Origin of the sequence: Luteitalea sp. (assembly GCF_022842525.1) — a bacterium.
GTDB lineage: Bacteria > Acidobacteriota > Vicinamibacteria > Vicinamibacterales > Vicinamibacteraceae > Luteitalea.
In genome coordinates this window covers 1-20,347 of sequence record NZ_JALHPM010000123.1, presented here as the reverse complement: position 1 = coordinate 20,347, position 20,347 = coordinate 1, and the positions used below count along the sequence as shown (strand labels likewise).

At 70.6% G+C, this 20,347-nt stretch carries 16 protein-coding genes; 11 read left to right on the top strand and 5 right to left on the bottom strand.

Annotated features, from left to right (window positions below; all coding sequences use genetic code 11):
* The 9 genes from Q0C41_RS20915 to Q0C41_RS20875 all read left to right on the top strand — a co-directional run.
* Positions 1-1,106, top strand: a 1,106-nt coding sequence (locus tag Q0C41_RS20915) for a TolC family protein (protein ID WP_291987102.1), incomplete at its 5' end; no start/stop codon positions are given.
* Complete coding sequence (locus Q0C41_RS20910) at positions 1,103-2,299, top strand: efflux RND transporter periplasmic adaptor subunit (protein WP_291987100.1); 1,197 nt, start codon at positions 1,103-1,105, stop codon at positions 2,297-2,299. The genes Q0C41_RS20915 and Q0C41_RS20910, both read left to right, overlap by 4 nt.
* Positions 2,296-5,412: a CusA/CzcA family heavy metal efflux RND transporter gene (locus Q0C41_RS20905; protein ID WP_291987098.1), complete on the top strand. Its 3,117-nt coding sequence runs from the start codon at positions 2,296-2,298 to the stop codon at positions 5,410-5,412. Before Q0C41_RS20910 ends, Q0C41_RS20905 begins: the two co-directional genes overlap by 4 nt.
* Positions 5,387-6,067, top strand: coding sequence for a response regulator transcription factor (locus Q0C41_RS20900; RefSeq protein WP_291987096.1), 681 nt, complete (start codon positions 5,387-5,389; stop codon positions 6,065-6,067). Before Q0C41_RS20905 ends, Q0C41_RS20900 begins: the two co-directional genes overlap by 26 nt.
* Entirely contained in the window at positions 6,064-7,527 is a 1,464-nt protein-coding gene (locus Q0C41_RS20895; RefSeq protein ID WP_291987094.1) for an ATP-binding protein, read from the top strand. The genes Q0C41_RS20900 and Q0C41_RS20895 overlap by 4 nt, the downstream gene beginning before the upstream one ends.
* Before the next feature lie 224 nt (positions 7,528-7,751).
* A complete protein-coding gene (locus tag Q0C41_RS20890) occupies positions 7,752-8,714 on the top strand; it encodes a sigma-54 dependent transcriptional regulator (protein WP_291987092.1) in 963 nt (320 codons plus the stop codon).
* A gap of 80 nt (positions 8,715-8,794) precedes the next feature.
* Positions 8,795-9,655 (top strand): sugar phosphate isomerase/epimerase, encoded by an 861-nt coding sequence (locus Q0C41_RS20885; RefSeq protein ID WP_291987090.1) that lies wholly within the window; start codon positions 8,795-8,797, stop codon positions 9,653-9,655.
* Positions 9,652-11,277, top strand: a complete 1,626-nt coding sequence (locus Q0C41_RS20880) for a carboxylesterase family protein (RefSeq protein WP_291987088.1) — start codon at positions 9,652-9,654, stop codon at positions 11,275-11,277. The genes Q0C41_RS20885 and Q0C41_RS20880 overlap by 4 nt, the downstream gene beginning before the upstream one ends.
* 7 nt (positions 11,278-11,284) lie before the next feature.
* Complete coding sequence (locus tag Q0C41_RS20875) at positions 11,285-12,817, top strand: arylsulfatase (protein WP_291987086.1); 1,533 nt, start codon at positions 11,285-11,287, stop codon at positions 12,815-12,817.
* 148 nt (positions 12,818-12,965) lie between these two features.
* On the opposite strand, the gene Q0C41_RS20870 is transcribed toward Q0C41_RS20875, so the two are convergent.
* Positions 12,966-14,204: an amidohydrolase family protein gene (locus Q0C41_RS20870; protein ID WP_291987084.1), complete on the bottom strand. Its 1,239-nt coding sequence runs from the start codon at positions 14,202-14,204 to the stop codon at positions 12,966-12,968.
* 20 nt (positions 14,205-14,224) lie between these two features.
* A complete protein-coding gene (locus Q0C41_RS20865; protein ID WP_291987058.1) occupies positions 14,225-15,961 on the bottom strand; it encodes a dynamin family protein in 1,737 nt (578 codons plus the stop codon).
* Positions 15,962-16,140: 179 nt separating this feature from the next.
* Here Q0C41_RS20865 and Q0C41_RS20860 point away from each other — a divergent pair, with 179 nt between their 5' ends.
* Positions 16,141-16,584, top strand: coding sequence for a hypothetical protein (locus tag Q0C41_RS20860; protein WP_291987056.1), 444 nt, complete (start codon positions 16,141-16,143; stop codon positions 16,582-16,584).
* Between the two features lie 3 nt (positions 16,585-16,587).
* On the opposite strand, the gene Q0C41_RS20855 is transcribed toward Q0C41_RS20860, so the two are convergent.
* Both Q0C41_RS20855 and Q0C41_RS20850 read right to left on the bottom strand, forming a co-directional pair.
* A complete protein-coding gene (locus Q0C41_RS20855; RefSeq protein ID WP_291987054.1) occupies positions 16,588-17,883 on the bottom strand; it encodes a DUF3500 domain-containing protein in 1,296 nt (431 codons plus the stop codon).
* A gap of 66 nt (positions 17,884-17,949) precedes the next feature.
* The gene (locus Q0C41_RS20850) at positions 17,950-18,852 is read right to left on the bottom strand and encodes an SDR family oxidoreductase (RefSeq protein ID WP_291987053.1); all 903 of its coding nucleotides are present in this window, start codon (positions 18,850-18,852) and stop codon (positions 17,950-17,952) included.
* A 125-nt stretch (positions 18,853-18,977) separates the two neighbouring features.
* Here Q0C41_RS20850 and Q0C41_RS20845 point away from each other — a divergent pair, with 125 nt between their 5' ends.
* The gene (locus Q0C41_RS20845) at positions 18,978-19,517 is read left to right on the top strand and encodes a DUF4255 domain-containing protein (protein WP_291987051.1); all 540 of its coding nucleotides are present in this window, start codon (positions 18,978-18,980) and stop codon (positions 19,515-19,517) included.
* A 30-nt stretch (positions 19,518-19,547) separates the two neighbouring features.
* On the opposite strand, the gene Q0C41_RS20840 is transcribed toward Q0C41_RS20845, so the two are convergent.
* A partial coding sequence (locus Q0C41_RS20840) for a 3-deoxy-7-phosphoheptulonate synthase (RefSeq protein ID WP_291987048.1) occupies positions 19,548-20,347 on the bottom strand: 800 nt, incomplete at its 5' end.

Genomic DNA, 20,347 nt, shown 5'->3' with positions numbered 1-20,347 from the left:
AGTACGCGCCGGCCGTGCGTGCGGCGCAGGCGCGCGCGACCGCCGCGGCCGCCGCGGCCGATGCGGCGGGACGGTGGCGCAACCCCACCGTCGATCTCTCGGTCGAGAATCTGGGGCCGCAGGATCTCGACCACGATGCGTTCGTGTGGTTCACCCAACCGCTCGACATCGGCGCGCGGCGATCGACGCGCATCGCCGCCGCCAGGGCGTCGCGCGACTTCATGGCGCGCGAGGTGGACGCACGCGCCCGCCTCGTCGATCTCGTCGTCGTCGACACCTATCTCGAGGTCGTGCGGGCACGGCAGGCCGTCGTCCTGCTGGAGGCACACGAGCGGGCCATCGAGGACGTGGTCTCGCTGGTGCGGCGTCGGGTGGCGGAGGGTGTGGCGCCGGAAGGGGACCTTCGCAAGCTGGAGGCCGAGAAGGCGCGCACGCGGATTGCCCGCGTCCGCTCCGAGATCGCGGTCCGACAGCAGGCCCTGGCGCTCGGCGTGCTGACCGGCCAGCCTGACCCGGACCTCGGGACCCGTGTGGTCGCACCGGCGCCGCCGCCGCTGACGACGATCGGGATCGAGGCCGCGATCGAGCAGCGCGCGGATGTTCGCGCCGCCGCCAGCCGCGTCGACGAGCGGCGCACGGCGGCCGCCGCCGAACGCGCCCTCGGATCCACGGCGTTCGCGTTGACCGGCGGCTACAAGCGCACGTCGGGCTTCAACACCGGCACGGCCGGTATCTCCATCGACCTGCCGGTGGGCCTGCGCAACACGCCGGCGCGGCTGCGGGCCGAGGCCGAGGTGACCGCGGCCACGCTGGAGCTCGAGCAGGCCCGCGCCGCCGCCCGGGCCGACATCGAACAGGCCGTGCTCGCGGCGCGGGTGCTCGCCGAGGAAGCCACGCGCATCGCCGAGACGCTGGTCGAGCCGGCCGTCGTCGCTCAGCGCGCGGCCCGCGCGGCGTTTCGGGAAGGCACCGGCGATGCGCTCTCGCTCGTGGATGCCGACCGCGTCTATCTCGATTCACAGCGTGAAGCCCTGGCGGTGCAGCTCGACGCCGCCACGGCCAGCATCCGCGCCCGTCTGGCGCTTGGAGAGGACCCGCTTCCATGACCGTTGCATCCGCTGGTGTTCGCCTGGGCCTGATCCTGCTTGCGGTGGCCGCGGGCGCGGCGTGCTCGAGTGCGCCTCAGGAGGAGACGGCGACGCCGGCTGCTCCTCAGGACGCCGTGACGCTGTCGAAGGCCTCGCAGACACTGGCCGGCATCACCGTCCAGACCGTCACGGCCGAGGCCGTCGGAGCGGCGCTCGAGGCCGTGGGCACCATCGCCATCGACGACACCCGCACCGCGCGCGTCGGCTCGCTGGTCGAGGGCATCGTCGACGCCACCCACGTCAACGTGGGTGATCGGGTGCGTCGGGGCGCGCTGCTGGCGGGCCTGCACAGCCACGAGGTGCACGACAGCTGGGGCGACTACCGCAAGTCGGTGGCCGACCGGCGCCGCGTCGAGCAGGAGCTCGCCTTCGCCAACGAGACGCTGGCGCGCACCGAGCGCCTGCTCACCGACAAGGCGGCCTCCGCCCTCGAGGTCGAGCGCGCCCGGTCGAACCGGGCCAGTGCCACCGAGCAGCTCGCCATGGCCAACGCCGAAGTGCGGCGCGCCACCGAGTCTCTCGAGCACCTCGGCATCGAGATCGGCAACGCCCCGGAGGCGGCGGTCAACGAGATCGTCCCGGTCCGCACGCCCCAGGCGGGCGTCGTGCTCGAGAAACTTGTCACCACCGGCACGACCGTGACGCCGGGCACCGCGCTGTTCGTGGTGAGTGACACCTCGTCGCTCTGGGTGCTGGCCGAGATCGACGAAGCGGCGCTCGCGCGGGTGCAGGTGGGGGCGGCGGTGCAGGTCGTGGTGTCGGCCTATCCCACGGAGCGCTTTCCGGCCCGGGTGACGTTCATCGGCGACACCATCAACCCGGCGACGCGTCGCGTCGTCGTCCGCTGCGCGTTGCAGAACGGCGATGGGCGTCTCAAGCCCGGGATGTTCGCCCGCGTGCAGCTCGAAGGGGTGGCTCCAGAGCCGATGGTGCACGTCCCCGTCGATGCGGTCCAGGACCTGGGCGACCGCCGCGTGGTGTTCGTCTCGGGCGCCGACGGCCAGTACGTGGCGCGTGACGTCGAGACCGGCCGGGAGCGCGATGGGCGCGTCGAGATCCTCCGGGGGCTGACCGCAGGTGAGAAGGTCGTCACCCGTGGCGCCTTCCTGCTGAAGTCCCAGATGCTCGCCTCGTCGGAAGGCGAGTCATGAGTCTCGGTGTCATCGAACGCTTCACCGCGGCGGCGCTGCGCCAGCGCATCTTCGTCCTCGTCTGTGTCATCGCGCTCGTGGCGACCGGGCTCTACGCCTGGCGCGACCTCCCGGTCGAGGCGTTTCCCGACCTGACGAACAACCAGGTCGTCGTCGTCACCCAGTCCAGTGGCCTGGCGGCGCCCGAGGTCGAACAGCGCATCACCTATCCGATCGAGACGGCGCTGATGGGCACGCCGGGGGCCGAGGAGGTCCGATCGATCTCGAAGTTCGGGCTGTCGATGGTCACGGTGGTGTTCGAGGACGCCGTGCCCGTCTACCTGGCGCGCCAGCTCGTCACCGAACGCGTCAACGACGTGCGCAGCCGCATCCCGCCGGGCGCCGAGCCGACCCTGGGACCGGTGGCGACCGCCTTCGGCGAGATCTACCAGTACCTGGTCGAGGGTGACGACTCGTCGGTGATGGCGCGCAAGACGCTGCACGACTGGTCGGTGCGCAATCGGCTGCGCGCCGTGCCAGGGGTCAGCGAAATCAACACGTGGGGTGGTCTGACCGAGCAGTTCCACGTCATCGTCGATCCGCGTCGCCTCGAGCGCTACGGCATCAGCACCCAGCAGGTCATCGAGGCGCTCGCCAACAACAACCTCTCGTTCAGCGGCGGCTTTCTCGAGCGACGGGCCGAGCGGACGACGGTGCGCGGCACGGGGCTGCTGACCGGCCACGCCGACATCGAAGCCGTCGTCATCACGGCGGTCGACGGCGTGCCGGTGCTGGTGCGGGATGTCGCCGACGTCCGCACCGGCGCCATGCCTCGGCAGGGCGCGGTCACGCGCGACGGGCGCGGCGAGTCGGTGGCGGGCATGGTGATCATGCTCAAGGGCGAGAACGGGCGCGACGTCGGCGAGCGCGCCAAGCTGCGCATCGACGAGATCGAGCGATCGCTGCCCGCCGGCGTGACGATGGTGCCGTTCTACGACCAGACCGAGGTCATCGACCGCACGTCGGCCACGGTGCGCCGCAACCTGATCGAGGGCTCGCTGCTCGTCGTCGCCGTCCTGTTCTTCTTCCTGCGCGACGTCCGCGCCTCGCTGATCGTGGCCGCGGTCATCCCCCTGTCGATGCTGTGCGGCTTCATCGGCATGCGCCTGTTCGGGGTGTCGGCCAACCTGATGTCGCTCGGCGCCATCGACTTCGGCCTGATCGTCGACGGTGCCGTCGTGATGATGGAGAACTTCGTCCGCCGACGCGGCGAGGCCGAGCAGGCCATGCCCGAGGACCGGGGCGACGCGTCGCGGATGCGACTGGCGCTGTTCACGCCGGCGGCCGTCGAGGTGGCGCGGCCGATTCTCTTCGGCGTGCTGATCATCATCGCCGTGTATCTGCCGATCTTCACGCTCGAAGGGCTCGAGGGCAAGATGTTCCGGCCGATGGCGATCACGGTGTGCTCGGCCATCTTCGGTGCCCTCCTGCTGGCGCTGACGGCCGTGCCGGCCGCGTCGTCGCTGCTGCTGAAGATGGGTGGCGTACATCACGAGGAGGCCTGGTTCATCCGGCTGCGGGATCGCTACCTGCGCCATCTGGCCGACGCGATGCGTCACCGACTGCGCACGATTGGCGTGGCCGTCGTCGTCGTCAGCACCGCCATCGCCTCGCTGTGGTTCATCGGCACGGAGTTCATGCCGCGGCTGGACGAAGGGGCCCTGCTGATCGAGACGCGCAAGCTGCCGTCGATCTCGCTCGAGGAGTCGGTCGAGATCTCGACGAAGGTCGAGCAGATCGTCAGGCGCTTCCCCGAGGTGTCGCAGGTGGTCACCAAGCTCGGACGTCCGGAGTTGGCGACCGAGGCGATGGGCATCTATCAGGGCGACGTCTACGTCAACCTGCACCCCGAGGACGCATGGACGACAGGGCGCGACAAGGATGCCCTGATCGAGGCCCTCTCGGTGGCGCTGGCGGAGATGCCGGGTGTGACGGTGAACTTCACGCAGCCGATGGCGATGCGCCTCGACGAGGTCGTCTCGGGCGTCAAGGCCGACGTGGCCGTCAAGATCTTCGGCGAGGACAGCGCGACGCTGGAGCGCCTGGCGGGCGAGGTCGAGACGGTGCTGGCGCGCGTGCAGGGGGTAGCCGACCTGCAGGTCGAGATCTTCTCCGGCGCGTCGCAGTTGCAGGTGGCCATCGACCGCGGCGCCATCGCGCGCTACGGGCTGGACGTGATGGCGGTGCAGCGTGTGGTCGAGGCCGCCGTGGGCGGGACCGATGCGACCGAAGTGCTCGATGGGCCGAAGCGCATCCCGGTCGTGGTGAAGTTTCCCGAGGAGGTACGCGCGCACGAGGAGGCCCTCGGCAACCTGGTGCTGACCGCGCCCGGGGGCGAGAAGGTGCCGCTGTCGCGCCTGGCGACGATCACGCGGTCGCAGACGCCTGAAGCCATCAGCCATGAGGGCAGCCAGCGGCGGCTCGTCGTCCAGGCCAATGTCCGCGGCCGCGACATCGGCAGCTTCGTCGCCGAGGCCCAGCAGCGGATGGACGTGGTCAAGATGCCGGCCGGCTACTACGTGCGCTGGGGTGGCCAGTTCGAGAACCAGTCCAGGGCGATGGCGCGGCTGGCGCTGGTGATTCCGCTGTCGCTGGCCATCATCTTCGCGCTGCTGTACGTGACCTTCCACAACGTCCGTCAGGCCGCGTTGATCATCCTCAACGTGCCGTTCGCGCTGGTGGGCGGCATCGCGGCGCTCTGGCTGCGCGGGCTCAACCTCAATCTCTCGGCCTCGGTGGGCTTCATCGCGCTCTTCGGCGTCGCGGTGCTCAACGGCGTCGTGCTCATCACCGCGATCAACCAGCTGCGCACCGACGGGCATGGCCTGCACGAGGCGATCCTCCGCGGCGCGGGGTCCCGCCTCAAGGCCGTGCTGATGACGGCCATGGTGGCGGCGCTCGGGTTCCTGCCGATGGCGCTGTCGCACGGCGCCGGCGCCGAGGTGCAGCGTCCGCTGGCCTCGGTGGTCATCGGCGGCGTGATCACGTCCACCCTGCTGACCCTGATCGTGCTCCCGGTGGTATACGAGATGATCGAGGAAGCCTTCCATGCGACTGCTCGTCGTCGAGGATGACCCCACGATCAGCCACTTCCTGGTGAAGGGCCTGCGCGAGGACCAGCACCTGGTCGATCTCGCCGAGGACGGCGCCGCGGCCGAGGCGCAGGCGCTGGCCGGCGACTACGACGCCATCCTGCTCGACGTGATGCTGCCGGCCCAGGACGGCTTCGCCGTGTGCCGGCGCCTGCGGGCGCAGGGCGTCGACACCCCGATCCTGATGGTGACGGCGCGCGACACCGTCAGCGACCGGGTTCTCGGACTGGATACCGGCGCCGACGACTACCTGGTGAAGCCCTTTGCCTTCGGCGAGGTCGTGGCCCGCCTCCGGGCCTTGACCCGACGAGGACGGACGCGGAGCCTGTCGGCGGTCCTGACGGCCGGAGCCCTCTCACTCGATCAGGAAGCTCACCAGGCCCACGTCGCGGGCGCCCCCGTGCCCCTCACGGCCACCGAGTATCGGCTGCTCGAGTACCTGATGCGGCGCGCCGGCACCATCGTCTCGCGCGACCAGCTGGCCGAGCACGTCTGGGGTGGAGACTACGACCCCTGTTCGAACCTGGCCGACGTGTATGTCGGCTACCTGCGCAAGAAGCTGGCCGGCAGCGCCGCCGCCGACCAGATCCGCACCATCCGCGGCCTCGGCTACATGCTGGCGCGAGGCGACACGTGACAGGGCGGCCCCTGTCGTTCCGGACCAGGCTGACCCTGCGCTGGACGGCGGCGTTCGGCCTGCTGCTGGCGTGCGCCAACACCGCGGTGTACATGGGCGTTCGCGCCTTCGCCGAGCACGACCTCGACGCCAACCTGCGCACCCTGGCGGCCACCGAGATCGCGTCGTCGACCGACGCCGGAGGCACGTTGCACCTCCACGAGCTGCCGCCGGAGGAGCTCGGCGGCGGCGAGTTCGCCGGCAAGTTCGTCCAGTACTACCGCCTCGACGGGACGGTGGTCTTCGAGTCGACCGTGCTCCACGGCGATCGCGTGCTGGACGCGGCGCACTTCGCCCGCGCCCGCCGCGACGACCACGGGATCGCGACGGTGCAGGTGGGCGAGCGCCGCGGCCGGGTCGTGACCGCGCACATCCGCGACACCACGACGCCCTACATCGCGGCCGTCGGCCTGTTCACCGATTCGCTGGACGCGCTGCTCGCCCGGCTCGCGTGGATCCTCACGGGCGTGTGGACCGTCGGCCTCGGCGCGACCGCCCTGATTGGCTTCCTGCTGGCCTCGCGCGCCCTGGAGCCCGTCGACGAGATCACCGCACGCGCCGCCCGCATCGCCACCGGCGACATCGACATGCGGCTCGACCCCCCGCGGACCGACGACGAGATCGGGCGGATGACGCGCCTGCTGAACGAGATGCTGGACCGGCTGCATCGGGTGATCGATGGCAACCGCCGCTTCGCCGCCGATGCGTCGCACGAGCTGCGGAGTCCACTCACCGCGATGGCCGGCGAGATCGACGTCACCCTCCGCCGCGACCGGACGCCCGACGAGTACCGCGAGACGCTCCAGCGGTTGCGCACCCAGATCGACGGCCTGACGTCCATCTCGGAGCAGCTGATGCTGCTGGTGCGCGCCGAGGAGCGGCCCGGCAACATCGCCGCCGAGGAAGTGCCGGTGGCCGCCTCGGTGCAGGCGGCGTGCGCGCGCCTGGCCCCGCAAGCCGCCGCCCGCGGCATCCGGGTCACCCACGGCGGGCTCGACCACCTGGTCGCCTACGTGCAGCCGGTCCTGCTGGCCCGCATCCTCGACAACATGATCGCCAACGCGGTGCTCTACAACCGTGAGGGCGGGTCGGTCCACATCACCGGCTGCGACGAGCCGGCCCCGGGGGATGCCTGGGAGGCGGGCCGCCTGCGCCTCGAAGTCACCGATTCCGGCCCCGGAATTCCACGCGACGAATGGGAACGGGTCTTCGACCGCTTCTACCGCCGGGAGCCGTCGCGGTCGCGGCGGACCGGCGGCGCCGGCCTGGGGCTGGCCCTCAGCCGGGCCATCGCCACGTGGCTGGGGGGCACGCTGCGCGTCCGCGCCTCGGGCCCCGACGGCAGCACATTCGAGCTGACGGTCCCGGGCAGCGACACGACGCGGTCTCAAGACCGCCGGTCTACCGTCGGCGACGTCTGAAGGCCGTGGCGATCGTCGAGCGACGCCCGATCGACATACCAAGCGGGGGCCTATACCAAGGACAGTGATCCGCCGGTCCCTCCGCTCTGTACCCTGCTGGCGGTGCCACATCGTGCCGTCCTGATCGTTGTCGAAGACGCGAGGCTGCGCTCGTGTTGAGCCGCAGGCTGTCCGCGCCCGACGGCGGAGAGCCGTCCGAACGGTCGGCGGGAGCCTCCCCGACGATGCTGGGTCACTCGCCGGTGATGCTGGACCTCTCCGACAAGGTCGCGCAGGCCGCCTCGGGCACGGCGCCCGTCCTCATCGTCGGCGAGAGCGGCACGGGCAAGGGCCTGGTGGCCCGAGCGCTGCACACGCACGGGGCACGCGCGTCGCAGCCCTTCGTGTCCCTCAACTGCGCCGCGATGCCCGATCTGCTGGTGGAATCAGCGCTGTTCGGCCACGTGCGCGGCGCCTTCCCCGCGGCCGTGACCGACCGTGCGGGCCTCTTCGTCGAGGCGAGGGACGGCACGCTGTTCCTCGACAACGTGACGGAGTTGTCCGACGCCCTGCAGGCCAAGCTGCTGCGCGCGCTGCAGGAGCGCGAGGTCTGCCCGCTCGGCGCGGCCAGCGCCGTCTCGGTCGACACCAGGGTCGTCGCTGCGGCCTCGGGGGATGTCGTTCGCGACATCGCGTCGGGCCGGTTCCGCCAAGACCTCTTCGACCGCCTGGCGGTGTTCCACCTCCGCGTGCCGCCGCTGCGGGATCGTCCCCAGGACATCCCCCTCCTCGTCGAGCACTTCGTCCACGGCGCGAGCACCCGCGTCGGTCGGGACGTCACCATCTCGGCCGGTGCCATTGCCCGCCTGCGCCAGCTGTCCTGGCCAGGCAATGTACGGGAGCTGGAAAACGTGATCGAACGCCTTGTCGCCTCAGCTCGCAATCACGTCGTCGACGCCGCGGACATCGTCGTCGATGGCGCGCCTTCGCCATCGGCGGGGGCCCACCCGTTTGCCGACATGCCGACCCTCGACGAGCTCGAGCGTCGCTACCTCGTCTATGCGTTGCAGCGGTTCGCCGGCAACCGCACCCGGACGGCGGCCGCGCTCGGTATCGACCGGCGGACGCTGTACCGGATGTCGGCCCGGCTCGGCGTGCCGATCACGGGCGCCGAGCTCCAGGGTGCCAACAGCGCGGCCAACCTGTAGCGAGGCCGCATCGCGGCCCGGGGCGGGCCGGTGTGCGCCGCGCATCTGTTGTGTCAGACTCGCGACGACCCGGAGGTCCCATGTCGTACGTGCAATCGTCGCTGTCGCGGCGCAGTTTCCTTGCGGCCGCCGTCACCACCCCGTTCGTCGCGGCGCTATCGGCCGCGACCAGGCCGATGGTCGGCCTCGAGTTGTTCTCGGTCCGCCAGGATCTGGCCAGGGACCTGTTCGGCACGGTCCGCACCGTGGCGAAGACCGGCTACGAGGCCGTCGAGTTCTTCTCCCCGTACTACCAGTGGGAGCCGTCGTACGCGCGACAGGTGCGCCAGTTGCTCGACGACGTCGGCATGAAGGCGCCCTCGACGCACAACAGCGCCGACGTCTTCACACCCGAGGGTCTGAAGAAGGCCATCGACCTGAACGTCACCCTCGGGTCCACCCTCATCGTGATGGCCAGCGCCGGTCGCGGCGTCACCACCCTCGACGACTGGAAGCGGGTGGCCGACCGCCTGGCCGCGGCCGCCGAGACGCTCCGCCCGCTCGGCATGGCCGCGGGCTTCCACAACCACCAGACCGAGTTCACGCCGATCCAGGGCACGCGCCCGATCGACGTCCTCGCGAAGCAGACGCCACGGGACGTCGTCCTGCAGTTCGACGTCGGCACGTGCGTGGACGCCGGCCAGGACCCCGTCGCGTGGATCAAGGCCAACCCCGGCCGCATCAAGAGCCTGCACTGCAAGGACTGGGCGCCAGGTGAGGGGCCGGACAAGGGCTACCACGTGCTCACCGGTGAGGGTGTCGTGCCGTGGAAGGAGATTCGCGCGGCGGCCGAGGCGGTCGGCGGGGTCGAGACCTACCTGATCGAGCAGGAAGGCAGCCGCTTCACGCCGTTCGAGACCATCGAGAAGTGCCTGGCCACGTGGAAGGGCATGGCATCGTGAGTGGGCCGGCGACTTCCGCGCGTCGTCGCCGAGCCCTGGTGGGCGGCGCCCTTGCCCTGACGATGGGCCTCGGCACCGCGCACGCGCAGGTCAGGACCACCGCGGGGCTGCTCGAAGGCACTACGGCCGACGAGGGGCGCGTGCGGGTCTTCAAGGGCGTCCCGTTCGCGGCGCCGCCGGTGGGCGACCTCCGGTGGAAATCCCCCGCGCCCGTGTCCCCGTGGACGGGCGTGCGCAAGGCCGACGCCTTCGGTGCGCAGTGCCTGCAGCCCCAGGTCTTCGACGACATCGTCTTCGACCGCCCCGCCAGTGAGGATTGTCTCTATCTGAACCTGTGGACGCCCGCCGCCCGCGCGGACGCGAAGCTGCCGGTGATGGTGTGGATCCACGGCGGCGGCTACCAGGCCGGCGCCTCGCACGAGCCCAGGCACGACGGCGTGCGTCTGGCTCGCAACGGCGTGGTGCTCGTCGCGATCAACTACCGCATGGGTGTGTTCGGCTTCTTCGCCCACCCGGCGCTGTCGGCGGCCGATGCGCGCGGCAGTTCGGGCAACTACGGGCTGCTCGACATGGTCGCGGCGCTGCAGTGGGTGCGCGACAACATCGGCGCCTTCGGCGGCGACCCCGGCAACGTGACGATCTTCGGCGAATCGGCCGGGTCGTTCGCCGTCAACGCCCTGATGGTGGTGCCCCAGGCCCGCGGGCTGTTCCACAAGGCCATCGGTGAGAGCGGCGCCCACCTCGGGCCGTCGCTGCCGCTCGCCACGCGCGCAGCCAGCGAAGCCAACGGCGAGAAGTTCGGGGCCGCCCTGAAGGCGACAACGGTCCAGTCCCTGCGCGCCACTCCGGCCGCCGACGCCCTGGCGGCAGCGGCGACCTGGCAGCCGTGGTTCTCGCCGGCGGTCGACGGGGTGGTGCTGACCGAACCGGTGCTCGCCACGTTTGCCGCGGGGCGGCAGGCGCAGGTGCCGCTGCTGGCCGGCTGGAACGCCGACGAGGCGCGAAGCGGCGTCACGCTGGCGGCGGAGCGCCTGACGGCCGCCTCGTTCGTCGAGCAGACCCGCAAGCGCTTCGGCCCGGCGGCTGAGGCCGTGCTGAAGGTCTATCCGGCCACGAGTGATGCCGAGGCCCTCGAGTCGGCCGCGGCCCTCGCTGGCGACCTGTTCATCGGCTACAGCACGTGGAAGTGGCTCGAGGCGCACCGCACGACGTCGACGGCGCCCATCTACCGCTACCTGTTCTCGCGGAGGATCCCGGTGGCACCGGGCGGAGTCAGCAACGGGCGGTCCGTCACCGCCGAGGCCGTGGGCGCGCGACACGCCGGAGAGATCGAGTACGTCTTCGGCACGCTGGACACCGTGAAGGGTGTGGAGTGGACCCCCGCCGACCGTGCGCTGTCGGAGGCGATCGGACGCTACTGGACCAACTTCGCCCGCAGTGGCAACCCGAACGGCGACGGCCTCCAGGCCTGGCCGGCGCTCGGGCCCCTGCCCGGTGCTGGCACCGTGCAGGACATGGGCCCCCGCATGATCGATCTGGACGCCACGACCCAGGCCATCCCCGAACCGCACCGCGCCCGCTACGAAGCGCTGGACCAGCTGCTGCAGGCACCGCGCCCCTGAGGCCCCGATGACGAGCCGCGTCTCCTTCGTCCGTGCGGCGCTCGTCGTGGTGGCGGTGGCTGTCGCCGCCGGCGGCGCGCGCGTCGCGTCGCAACCAACGGGCACGGCGCCGTCCACGAACTCGCGCACACAGCCCAACGTGGTGGTGATCCTCACCGATGACCAGGGCTACGGCGACGTGGGAGCCTACAACCCGGCCAGCCGCATCCCGACGCCTCACCTCGACCAGCTGGCACGCGAGGGCTTGCGTTTCACGGACGCGCATACGAGCTCCTCCGTGTGCACGCCAACGCGGTACGGACTGCTGACCGGCCGCTACTCGTGGCGCACCCGGTTGAAGAAGGGCGTCCTGTGGGGCAACGGGGATTCCCTGATCGAGCCGGGGCGCACGACCCTGGCGTCCCTGTTGCGGGCCCGGGGCTACTACACGGCGGCCGTCGGCAAGTGGCACCTCGGCATGCACTGGACGGCGCGACCGGGCGCCGTGGTGGACCGCGAGACGACACAGGGGCCCACTGACTGGATCGACTACACGGGCCCCGTCACCGGCGGCCCGATCGCCGCGGGCTTCGACGAGTACTTCGGCATCCCGGCCTCACTCGACATGCGCGACTACGTGTACGTCGAGGGTGAACGCGTCGTCGAGGCCCCGACCAGCGCGCTCCCCGGCATTCCCCAGGGCGTGCCGGGCTTCCATCGGCCTGGCGCGGCCGGGCCGTCTTTCAAGCCCGAGGAGGTGCTCGATCGGTTCACGCACCGCGCCGTGGACGTGATCGAGCGACGCAGCCGAACGAACCAGCCGTTCTTCCTGTACCTGCCCCTGGCGGCCCCACACACGCCGATGCTGCCGACCGGAGACTTCGTCGGCCGGACGCCGCTCGGCCCGTACGGGGATTTCGTCGCGCAGACCGATGCCGCCATCGGCACGGTGCTGCGTGCCCTCGCTCGCGCGGGCGTGGCCGATCGCACGCTGGTGATCGTCGCCAGCGACAACGGCCCGGCGCCGGCGGGGGGCATCGCCGATCTCCTCACGCAGGGCCACGATGCAGCGGGCGGCTGGCGAGGCACCAAGCACACGCTGTACGAGGGGGGCACCCGCGTGCCGTTCCTGGTGCGATGGCCGGGGGTGGTCGCGCCCGGCGGCGTCACGCACCGCACCATCATCACCACCGACGTGCTGCGGACGCTGGCCGACATCGTGGCGGCGCCGCTGCCGGCCGATGCGGGCGAGGACTCGGTGAGCTTCCTGCCGGTGCTGCGCAATCCGCGGCATGACGGACCGCTGCACGAGGCGATCGTCATGCAGTCCGACGGCGGGGCCTACGCGATTCGCCAGGGGCGATGGAAGCTGCTGCTCGCGCCTGGCACGGGCCGCAGTTCGGAGGTCGCGACGGGCGGTGCGGCGGTGCCGGCCGTGCAGCTCTACGACCTGGAGGCCGACCCGAAGGAGACGACCAACCTGGAGGCGCGCCATCCGGACGTCGTGACGTCGCTGCAGTCCCTGCTCGCGGAGTACCAGCGCATCGGGCGCAGCCGGTAGCGCCGTCCCGCTGCGGGGTAGGGCCGGCTCTCCGATGGGTAGGGCCGGCTCTCCGAGCCGGCCGTCATCGTCAGATCACCTGCCACCCGCAGGCACGCTCATGACGGCCCGTTCGGACAACGGGCCCTACCCAGAGCCGGCCGCCACCTCAATACATCCGATTGACGACGACCGTGCCGTTGCTGACGACGAGCAGAGGCTCGAAGAGCGCCGTCGTCTCGGCGAGCGGGTCGCGGTCGAGGACGATCAGGTCAGCCTCGAGACCGGGACGCAACGTGCCGGTGCGCTGCGCAACATCGAGCACCTGCGCGCCGGTCGCGGTAGCCGCCGTGATCGCCTCGAGCGGCGTGAAGCCGCAGGCCTGCACCATCACCTCCATGTCGTGCGCCACGCGGATGCGCCCGGTGTCGTCGCCATCGGCGTAGCTGCCATCGGTGGCCGCGGCGATCCGGATGCCGAGGGCCCGCGCCTTGCGCACCGCCGCGCGCAGCGGCGCCATCATGTGGTACGTCCGCACCTGCAGGGCCACGTCGTCGGCCGTGTTGCCGCGAGGATCGCCGAGCGGACTCATCACGGCGAGAGTGGGCACGAAGAACGTGTCCCTGGCCTTCATCTCCGCCAGCGTCGCGTCGTCCACGTAGGTGCCGTGCTCGATGCTGCGCACGCCGGCGCGTACGGCCGCACGGACGCCCCCCTCGCCATGGGCGTGCGCGGCGACGTGCCGGCCGGCCGCGCGCGCGGCCTGTACCGCCGCGCGCATCTCGTCTTCGGTCAACTCGGCACGCCGCGGGTCGGTCGAGGCCAGGCCGGCGCGTTCGCTCGCACCGACCTTGATGACGTCGACACCGCGGGCGATCTGCGCCTTCACGACGGCGGCGATCGTGTCGGGCCCGCGCAGCTCGGCAGACACGAAGCGGCCGAACTCCGGATAGGCCTGATAGAAGGCCATGCCCGGCTTCGGCCTGATGATGCTGCTCGACACGATCAGCTCGGGGCCAGCGACATGCCCGGCGCGGATCAGGTCGCGCGTGCCGAGCGCCTGCAGGAAGACGTCGCCGAGCACCCGCGCCGTGGTGACGCCCGATTCCAGGGCCCGACGCGCCGCGTCGGGCGTGGCGATGTGCGCGTGGGCGTCGATCAAACCGGGCAGCACGGGGCGCCCGGCGACGTCGATCCGCGTCACACCGGCCGGTGTGGCGGCGGGCGCAGTGGTCTCGATGCTGGCGAGACGACCGTCGCGGATGCGGAGCGTGACCCCGGCGCGTGGTGCTGCGCCCGTGCCATCGATGAGCGTTGCGTTGACGAGATCGAGGTCCTGGCCGCGCGCGGTGGTCGTGGCGGCACACAACGCCCCGAGCAGGGCACCGAGACGAAGAAGCTGACGCATGCGGCGGAGTATGCCCGAGGTCACACCAGCGCGTCGATGCGTCGCTTGAGGCCGTCGAGGCGCTCCTGCACGCCACCGAGGGTGTCTCGGACGGTCGTCAGCGCCTGTTGCTCGGCCCGCACGAAGCGACTGTAGGGGGCGACCCCCTCGTCGAGACGCTCCGTGCTGCGGCGGACCTCTTCCTGGAACTGCGTGCGGAGCGATCGCGACAGGCGCTCTCGCAGGTCCTGCACCTTCTGCCGCAGGTCGTCCTTGGCCTTGCGCCGGCGCGCCGGCACGATGAACAGCCCGACGGTCGCGATGACCCCGGCCAGCACGATGCCGGTGATGTCGGCAGCGGCGGTGGTGGCGGCGATGGTGACCAGCGTGCCGAGTCCGAGGGCCCCGGCCCCGACGGCGGCGGAGGCCGCCACGGCGTTGCGCGCGCCTTCGGCCAGCATCGCCGCCTCGCGCTGCCGATCGAAGCGCTCGACCACGCGCTGCGCCTCGCGTCCGACGGACTCGAGCAGCCGCCCCCGCTCCACATGGAAGGTCGCGAGCTCGGGATCGCCGACGATCCGGTCACGGTACTGCCGCCGCCGGTCGGCCAGGTGCGTGTTGACCTGTTGCCACTGCCGCAGGTCGGCGCTGACCATCCAGTCGATCAGCTCGGACACCTTGCGCTCGATCTGCACCGGGGCATCAGCGACCACGTCGCGCACGAAGCCTTCCTGCACGCGCGACGTGTTGAGCAGATCCAGCACGCGGCCGATACGCAACATGTCGTCGAAGTACGCGTGCCCGCGCTGCTCCATCTGCAGGAGCACGTTGTCGATCTCGCCCATCCGCAGCTCGAACTGTCGCTCCATGTCGCTGCGATACACCGCCTGCTGCTTCTCCACGTCGTCGAGCAGCCGGAGGTCGTCCTGCAACAGCGAGAGGCGGCCGTCGGTCACCTCGAGATAGCGGGTCGTGAGGGCCTGGCCGATGCCGACGGGATTGGCGAGCTTGAGCCGCAGCCGCTCCCGCTGGTCGAGACGCTCGTGGATGTAGCGCTCGAGGGCCTCGAAGCGGCTGCTCGCCCACACGTCCGGCTGCCCCTGCTTGGCACGCATGGCGAGACGCGCGCTCACGGGGAAGGTGTCTGGCGCGGATCCGAGGGCGGTCGCCGCGTGCTCGGCGACGAAACCGAGCACCTGCTGCAGGTCGGCGTCGGTCTCGAACAGATCGATCTTGTTGATGACGACGACGATCTTCTTGCCCCAGTCGCGGATCACCGTGAGGAACTGCCGTTCGCTCTCGGTGAACGGTCGGTCCGCGGACGTGACGAACAGCACGAGATCCGACCGGGGCACGAAGTCGGCCGTGATGGCCTCGTGCTCGCGGATCACCGCGTTGGTCCCCGGCGTATCGACGATGGCGATCTCGCGGAGGAACTCGACGGGCGCCGTGATGACGTGGAGGTGGTCCGATCGCTCCGTGCGGGTGGCCGCGTCGCCGTACTGCAGCAGGTTCACCTGCGCCGTCGTCGGCGTCACACCTTCCTGCAGCACCTGGCTGCCGAGCAGCGCGTTGATGAAGGCGCTCTTGCCGGCGTTGAACTCGCCGACGATCACCACGAGGAACAGCTCGTCGAGTTGCCTGATGGAACGACTCAGGGCGTCGAGACTCTCGGCCGAGGCGTCCAGGCGGACGAGCGCGTCCCGCAGGCCTTCGAGGGCGCGGCGCTCGTCGCTGACCAGAGCCTGGTCCTCGGGCCGAAGGAGGGCACTCACCATGCCGGCAGCATCGCACGGGCCGGCGCAACGCGTCGATCCCGCGCGCGCCAGGACCGAGTCCGGGCGTGCTTGCTGCCCGCCCCCGACGATGCTAGCGTCGTCGTCCGCGGGGGCGGCACGCCCCTCGCAAGCCCATCTCTTCGACGCTCAGCCGATGGCGGCGGCGAGGAGGAGCGCCCGTGGCGCAGACAGGACTGGATGGACGCGTGAAATCCCTCGAAGAAACCTCGCAGATACTCAGATCTGTCCCGGATCGCCTCGGCCGGATCGAAGTCCGGATGGACCAGGTCGAGTCGCGTCTTGGCGGCGTGGAGCGGCGCCTTGACGGCGTGGAGAGCCGTCTTGACGGCGTGGACAGGCGTCTTGACGGCGTGGACAGGCGTCTTGACGCCCTGGAGACGCAGATTCTGCGAACGCAAGAGGACCTGACGTTGGCAATCCATGCCACCGTCGATCGGGCGCGAACCGAATTGCGAGCGGAGGTGCGCGGCATGATCGACGAGCTGCGCGCCGAGATCCGCGCCAGCGAGAAGGAGACACGCCGGCACATGGGCGTGCTACTCGAGCATGCCGTCGCGCAGATGCATGCGCTGTTCGACGCCTCGAGGCAGCCGCCGCACTGACGATCAGTGCGGCGAGAGGGCGCTCAGCGAGACGCCCGGCCTCGTGCGTCGATCGGCCACGTCGTGCCGATGCGCGGCAAGGTGCTGGCGCAGCAGGTCCTTGCCGTAGTCGTTGCCGTTCGGTGTGCGGATGACCACGTGGACATGATCGGGACGTGGCTCTCGCGTCGGGTAGAGGCGCCGGAGCCCGGCCGGCAGCTGGTGGTCGAACTCGATGAGCACGACCGGGCTGTGGATTCGATAGTAGAAGACGGCGCCGGGCGTGATGCCGCCCTTCCACGAGAAGTGGGTGGCGTTCAGATGGGCGCGTACTTCGGCCATCTTGACCTGGGCATGCCCATCGGCCAGGGTGCCCACGAAGCGTTCGACGAGCCCCAGCAGCTGCTCCTGCTGCGCCGGCGTCATGGCCGACGCCGGTAGTCCCTCATAGGGCACGACGACGTTGTCCTTGAACGCTTCGCCCAGGTTGTCGTTGCCGGACTTGCCGGCCCGCACGATGGCGCGCGTGCGCTGGGTGGCGTCGAGCGCGGCCATGAACGCCAGGCCGGCGGCCTGTTCGTCCTGCAGGATCTGCGTGCCGGCGTACTTCCCGGCGGTCGCGATCACGGGCTCGGACCCGAAGAAGCTCGGCGTCATGACGACCTGATCGCCCAGCACGAAGTAGTTGACGATGAGGTGATGGCCGTCGATCTGCCAGCCCCAGGGCTCGGTGGCCGACGGCGTGCCCATCACGGTGATGTGGTACAGCCACTCGCCGTACTGCTCGAAGTCGTTGTCGTTCAGTTCGGCGAGGGTGTGATTGAGCCGCATGATGTCGCGGCTCAGTGTCAGGCCACGCGCACTCAACGACGCCCGCAACAGGGCAAAGGCCATATCGCGCTGCGCCGGCGTCATCTCGTCGAAGCTGACGCCCTGGCGGCGGTAGAAGTGCTGATTCATCCACTTGCGCCACTCGGGATCGTCGACGCCGAAGGTGGTGCGTTGTCGCTGCTCGGGAGACAACGCCGCCAGCCAGGCGATGGCCGCGTTCCGCACGGGCGCGGTGGACACGCCGGTCGAGCGGATGGCGAACAGGTCGGGCACGACGGTGCCGTCCGCGGTGACGCCCTTGAAGGGCTCGGCCAACCCCTTCGCGTCGGCGTCACGCGTCATGCGGGTGAACCGGTCCTGCAGCGACTCGGCCGTCGGCTGCACCGCGTCCGCATCGCGAGCGGTGAACACGAAGGGCGCCATGACGAGGCCACCTCCGACGATGAGCGTTGCGCACGCGAGCGTCCCACGCGAGACCCGACCAGCCATGGCACTCTCCTGAAGAGCCAAGCATCGCACAGGCTCGAGCAAGGCGGAGACGGGGGCCTGGCCCGGCTAGACGGGCGACTGGCCGCCGGTGGCCCCGTAGACCTCACCGGTCACGTACCGCGCCTCGTTCGAGGCCAGAAAGACGAACAGCGGCGCGAGCTCGACCGGTTGCGCGGCGCGGCCGAACGCGGTCTGGTGACCGAAACCCTGCACTTTATCGGGTGGCATCGTCGAGGGGATCAACGGCGTCCACACGGGCCCCGGCGCCACCGCGTTGACCCGCACGCCCTGCTTCATCGCCACCTGGGACAGCCCCTTCGTGAAGTTGACGATGGCGGCTTTGGTCGGGGAGTAAGTGAGCAGGTTGGGGCTCGGGTCGAAGGCCTGGATCGAGGCGGTGTTGATGATGCTCGCGCCGGCCTCAAGCCTGGGGAGCGCGGCCCGGCAGATCCAGAACATGGCGTAGACGTTGGTCCTGAACGAGCGGTCCAGTTCCTCCGTGGTGAAGTCCTCCAGTCGGTCGTGCGTGACCTGGTAGGCGGCGTTGTTCACCACGATGTCGAGGCCCCCGAGTCCGGCGATGGCGAGATCGACCAGTCGACGACAGTGGTCTTCGTGCTGGATGTCGCCCGGCACCGCCACGGCGATGCGGCCCGCCTCGGTGATCCAGTCACAGGTCACGCGCGCGTCCACCTCTTCCTCGGGAAGGTGGCTGATCAGGACGTCGGCGCCCTCGCGCGCGAAGGCCAGCGCGACGGCGCGGCCGATGCCGCTGTCGCCGCCCGTGATCAGGGCCTTGCGGCCGGTGAGTCGTCCCAGTCCCTGATACGAGGTCTCGCCGTGATCGGCGACGGGTGTCATTTCCGACTCCAGCCCCGGCGGGTCGATCGACGGCTGGGGATAGTCGGGGGCGGGTCCGGCGGATCGGGGGTCGGCAGGTGTCGGGTGCTGCATCGGCGTCTTGGACATGCCCGTGGGCGTGCAAGAGTGGGTCCGGGCGCGTGAGCGCGAACGGGGCCGTGCACGGCGGAGACGGGCGCACCGGCCGAGGTTCGGGGGTGCACGGGGCGTGGGCGATGGCGGAGAATGCCGGCATGAGCCAGACCGCCGCCATTGCCGGGGTGACCCTCGCGTTGAAGACGATGCTGGACCGCGCGTTGACGCGGCGCGGGGAGGACGACCCCCACCTGGGTGATGTGCTGCTGACGACACTGCCGGTCGATCGGGCACGCACCGTGCACCATCGGTGTCAGCTGAACCTGACGCTCGCGACGGTCGTCGAGAACGCCGCGATGCGCAACACGATGAGCCTGGGGCCTCGCCCGGGCGCCGGGGCAGCCACCCAGTCGGTCGACCTGTTGTATCTGCTGACGGCGTACGGCCCCGAAGACGACGAGGTCGGCGCGCAACGGGTGCTCGGGGCGGCGCTGCGGAGCGTCCACGAGCACCCGATGCTGCCGTCGATCGTGCTCGACGAGGTGTTCCCGCACACGGGGGCCACCGGCACGCTCGACCAGGTCCGGGTGACGCTGGCGCCGCTGTCACGCGAGCAGATCGTCGCGTGCTGGCTGGCGTTCCACACGCCCTATCGGCTCAGTGCGGCCCTCCAGGTCACGGGGGTCGGCCTCGGGTAGACCGGACGGGGCGCTGCCCGCGCGCGGGGGCTAGACGGCCGCGTTGGCGGGTACGCCGCGCGCCTGCTGGGCCCTGGCGAACAGTTCGAGCAGCGGCTCGGTCTGCTCGAGGGACAGGCAGGCGTCGGTGATGCTCTGGCCATACACCGACGGACGCCCCGGCACGTAGTTCTGCCGGCCTTCGACGAGGTGGCTCTCGAGCATGGTGCCGACGATCGGCCAGGCACCGGCGGCCACCTGGGCGGCCACGGCCGTGGCCACCGCGATCTGCTTGCGGTGATCCTTCTGGCTGTTGCCGTGCGAGCAGTCGATCATCACGCGCTCCGGCAGACCGTTGGCGCGCAGGCGATCGCAGACGTCCTGCACCGACGCGGCGTCGAAGTTCGGACCGGTCCGCGATCCGCCCCTGAGAATCACATGGCAGGTGTCGTTGCCCGTCGTCTGAAAGATGGCCGAGACGCCCTGCTTGGTGACCGATGGGAACAGGTGGGGCGACCTCGCGGAGAGCACCGCGTCGACGGCGGTCTGCGTGGTGCCGTCCGTGCCGTTCTTGAAGCCGACCGGCATCGACAGCCCCGACGCCAGTTCGCGATGCACCTGGCTCTCGGTCGTGCGCGCGCCGATCGCGACCCACGAGGTGAGATCGGCGATGTGCTGCGGCAACTGCGTATCGAGGAACTCGCAGGCGGCGGGCAGGCCGAGTTCGTTGACGTCGAGCAGCAGCTGGCGGGCCAGGCGCAGGCCCTTGTTGATGTGGAAGCTCTCGTCGAGATCGGGGTCGTTGACCAGGCCCTTCCAGCCGACCGACGTGCGCGGCTTCTCGAAGTAGC

What these genes read in the sequence shown, in the direction of transcription:
- Q0C41_RS20890 (WP_291987092.1), top strand. Translation starts at nt 7,752, where the DNA reads ATGCTGGGTCACTCGCCGGTGATGCTGGACCTCTCCGACAAGGTCGCG.
- Q0C41_RS20905 (WP_291987098.1), top strand. Translation starts at nt 2,296, where the DNA reads ATGAGTCTCGGTGTCATCGAACGCTTCACCGCGGCGGCGCTGCGCCAG.
- Q0C41_RS20870 (WP_291987084.1), bottom strand. Translation starts at nt 14,204, where the DNA reads ATGCGTCAGCTTCTTCGTCTCGGTGCCCTGCTCGGGGCGTTGTGTGCC.
- Q0C41_RS20850 (WP_291987053.1), bottom strand. Translation starts at nt 18,852, where the DNA reads ATGTCCAAGACGCCGATGCAGCACCCGACACCTGCCGACCCCCGATCC.
- Q0C41_RS20865 (WP_291987058.1), bottom strand. Translation starts at nt 15,961, where the DNA reads ATGGTGAGTGCCCTCCTTCGGCCCGAGGACCAGGCTCTGGTCAGCGAC.
- Q0C41_RS20910 (WP_291987100.1), top strand. Translation starts at nt 1,103, where the DNA reads ATGACCGTTGCATCCGCTGGTGTTCGCCTGGGCCTGATCCTGCTTGCG.
- Q0C41_RS20845 (WP_291987051.1), top strand. Translation starts at nt 18,978, where the DNA reads ATGAGCCAGACCGCCGCCATTGCCGGGGTGACCCTCGCGTTGAAGACG.
- Q0C41_RS20875 (WP_291987086.1), top strand. Translation starts at nt 11,285, where the DNA reads ATGACGAGCCGCGTCTCCTTCGTCCGTGCGGCGCTCGTCGTGGTGGCG.
- Q0C41_RS20855 (WP_291987054.1), bottom strand. Translation starts at nt 17,883, where the DNA reads ATGGCTGGTCGGGTCTCGCGTGGGACGCTCGCGTGCGCAACGCTCATC.
- Q0C41_RS20900 (WP_291987096.1), top strand. Translation starts at nt 5,387, where the DNA reads ATGCGACTGCTCGTCGTCGAGGATGACCCCACGATCAGCCACTTCCTG.
- Q0C41_RS20885 (WP_291987090.1), top strand. Translation starts at nt 8,795, where the DNA reads ATGTCGTACGTGCAATCGTCGCTGTCGCGGCGCAGTTTCCTTGCGGCC.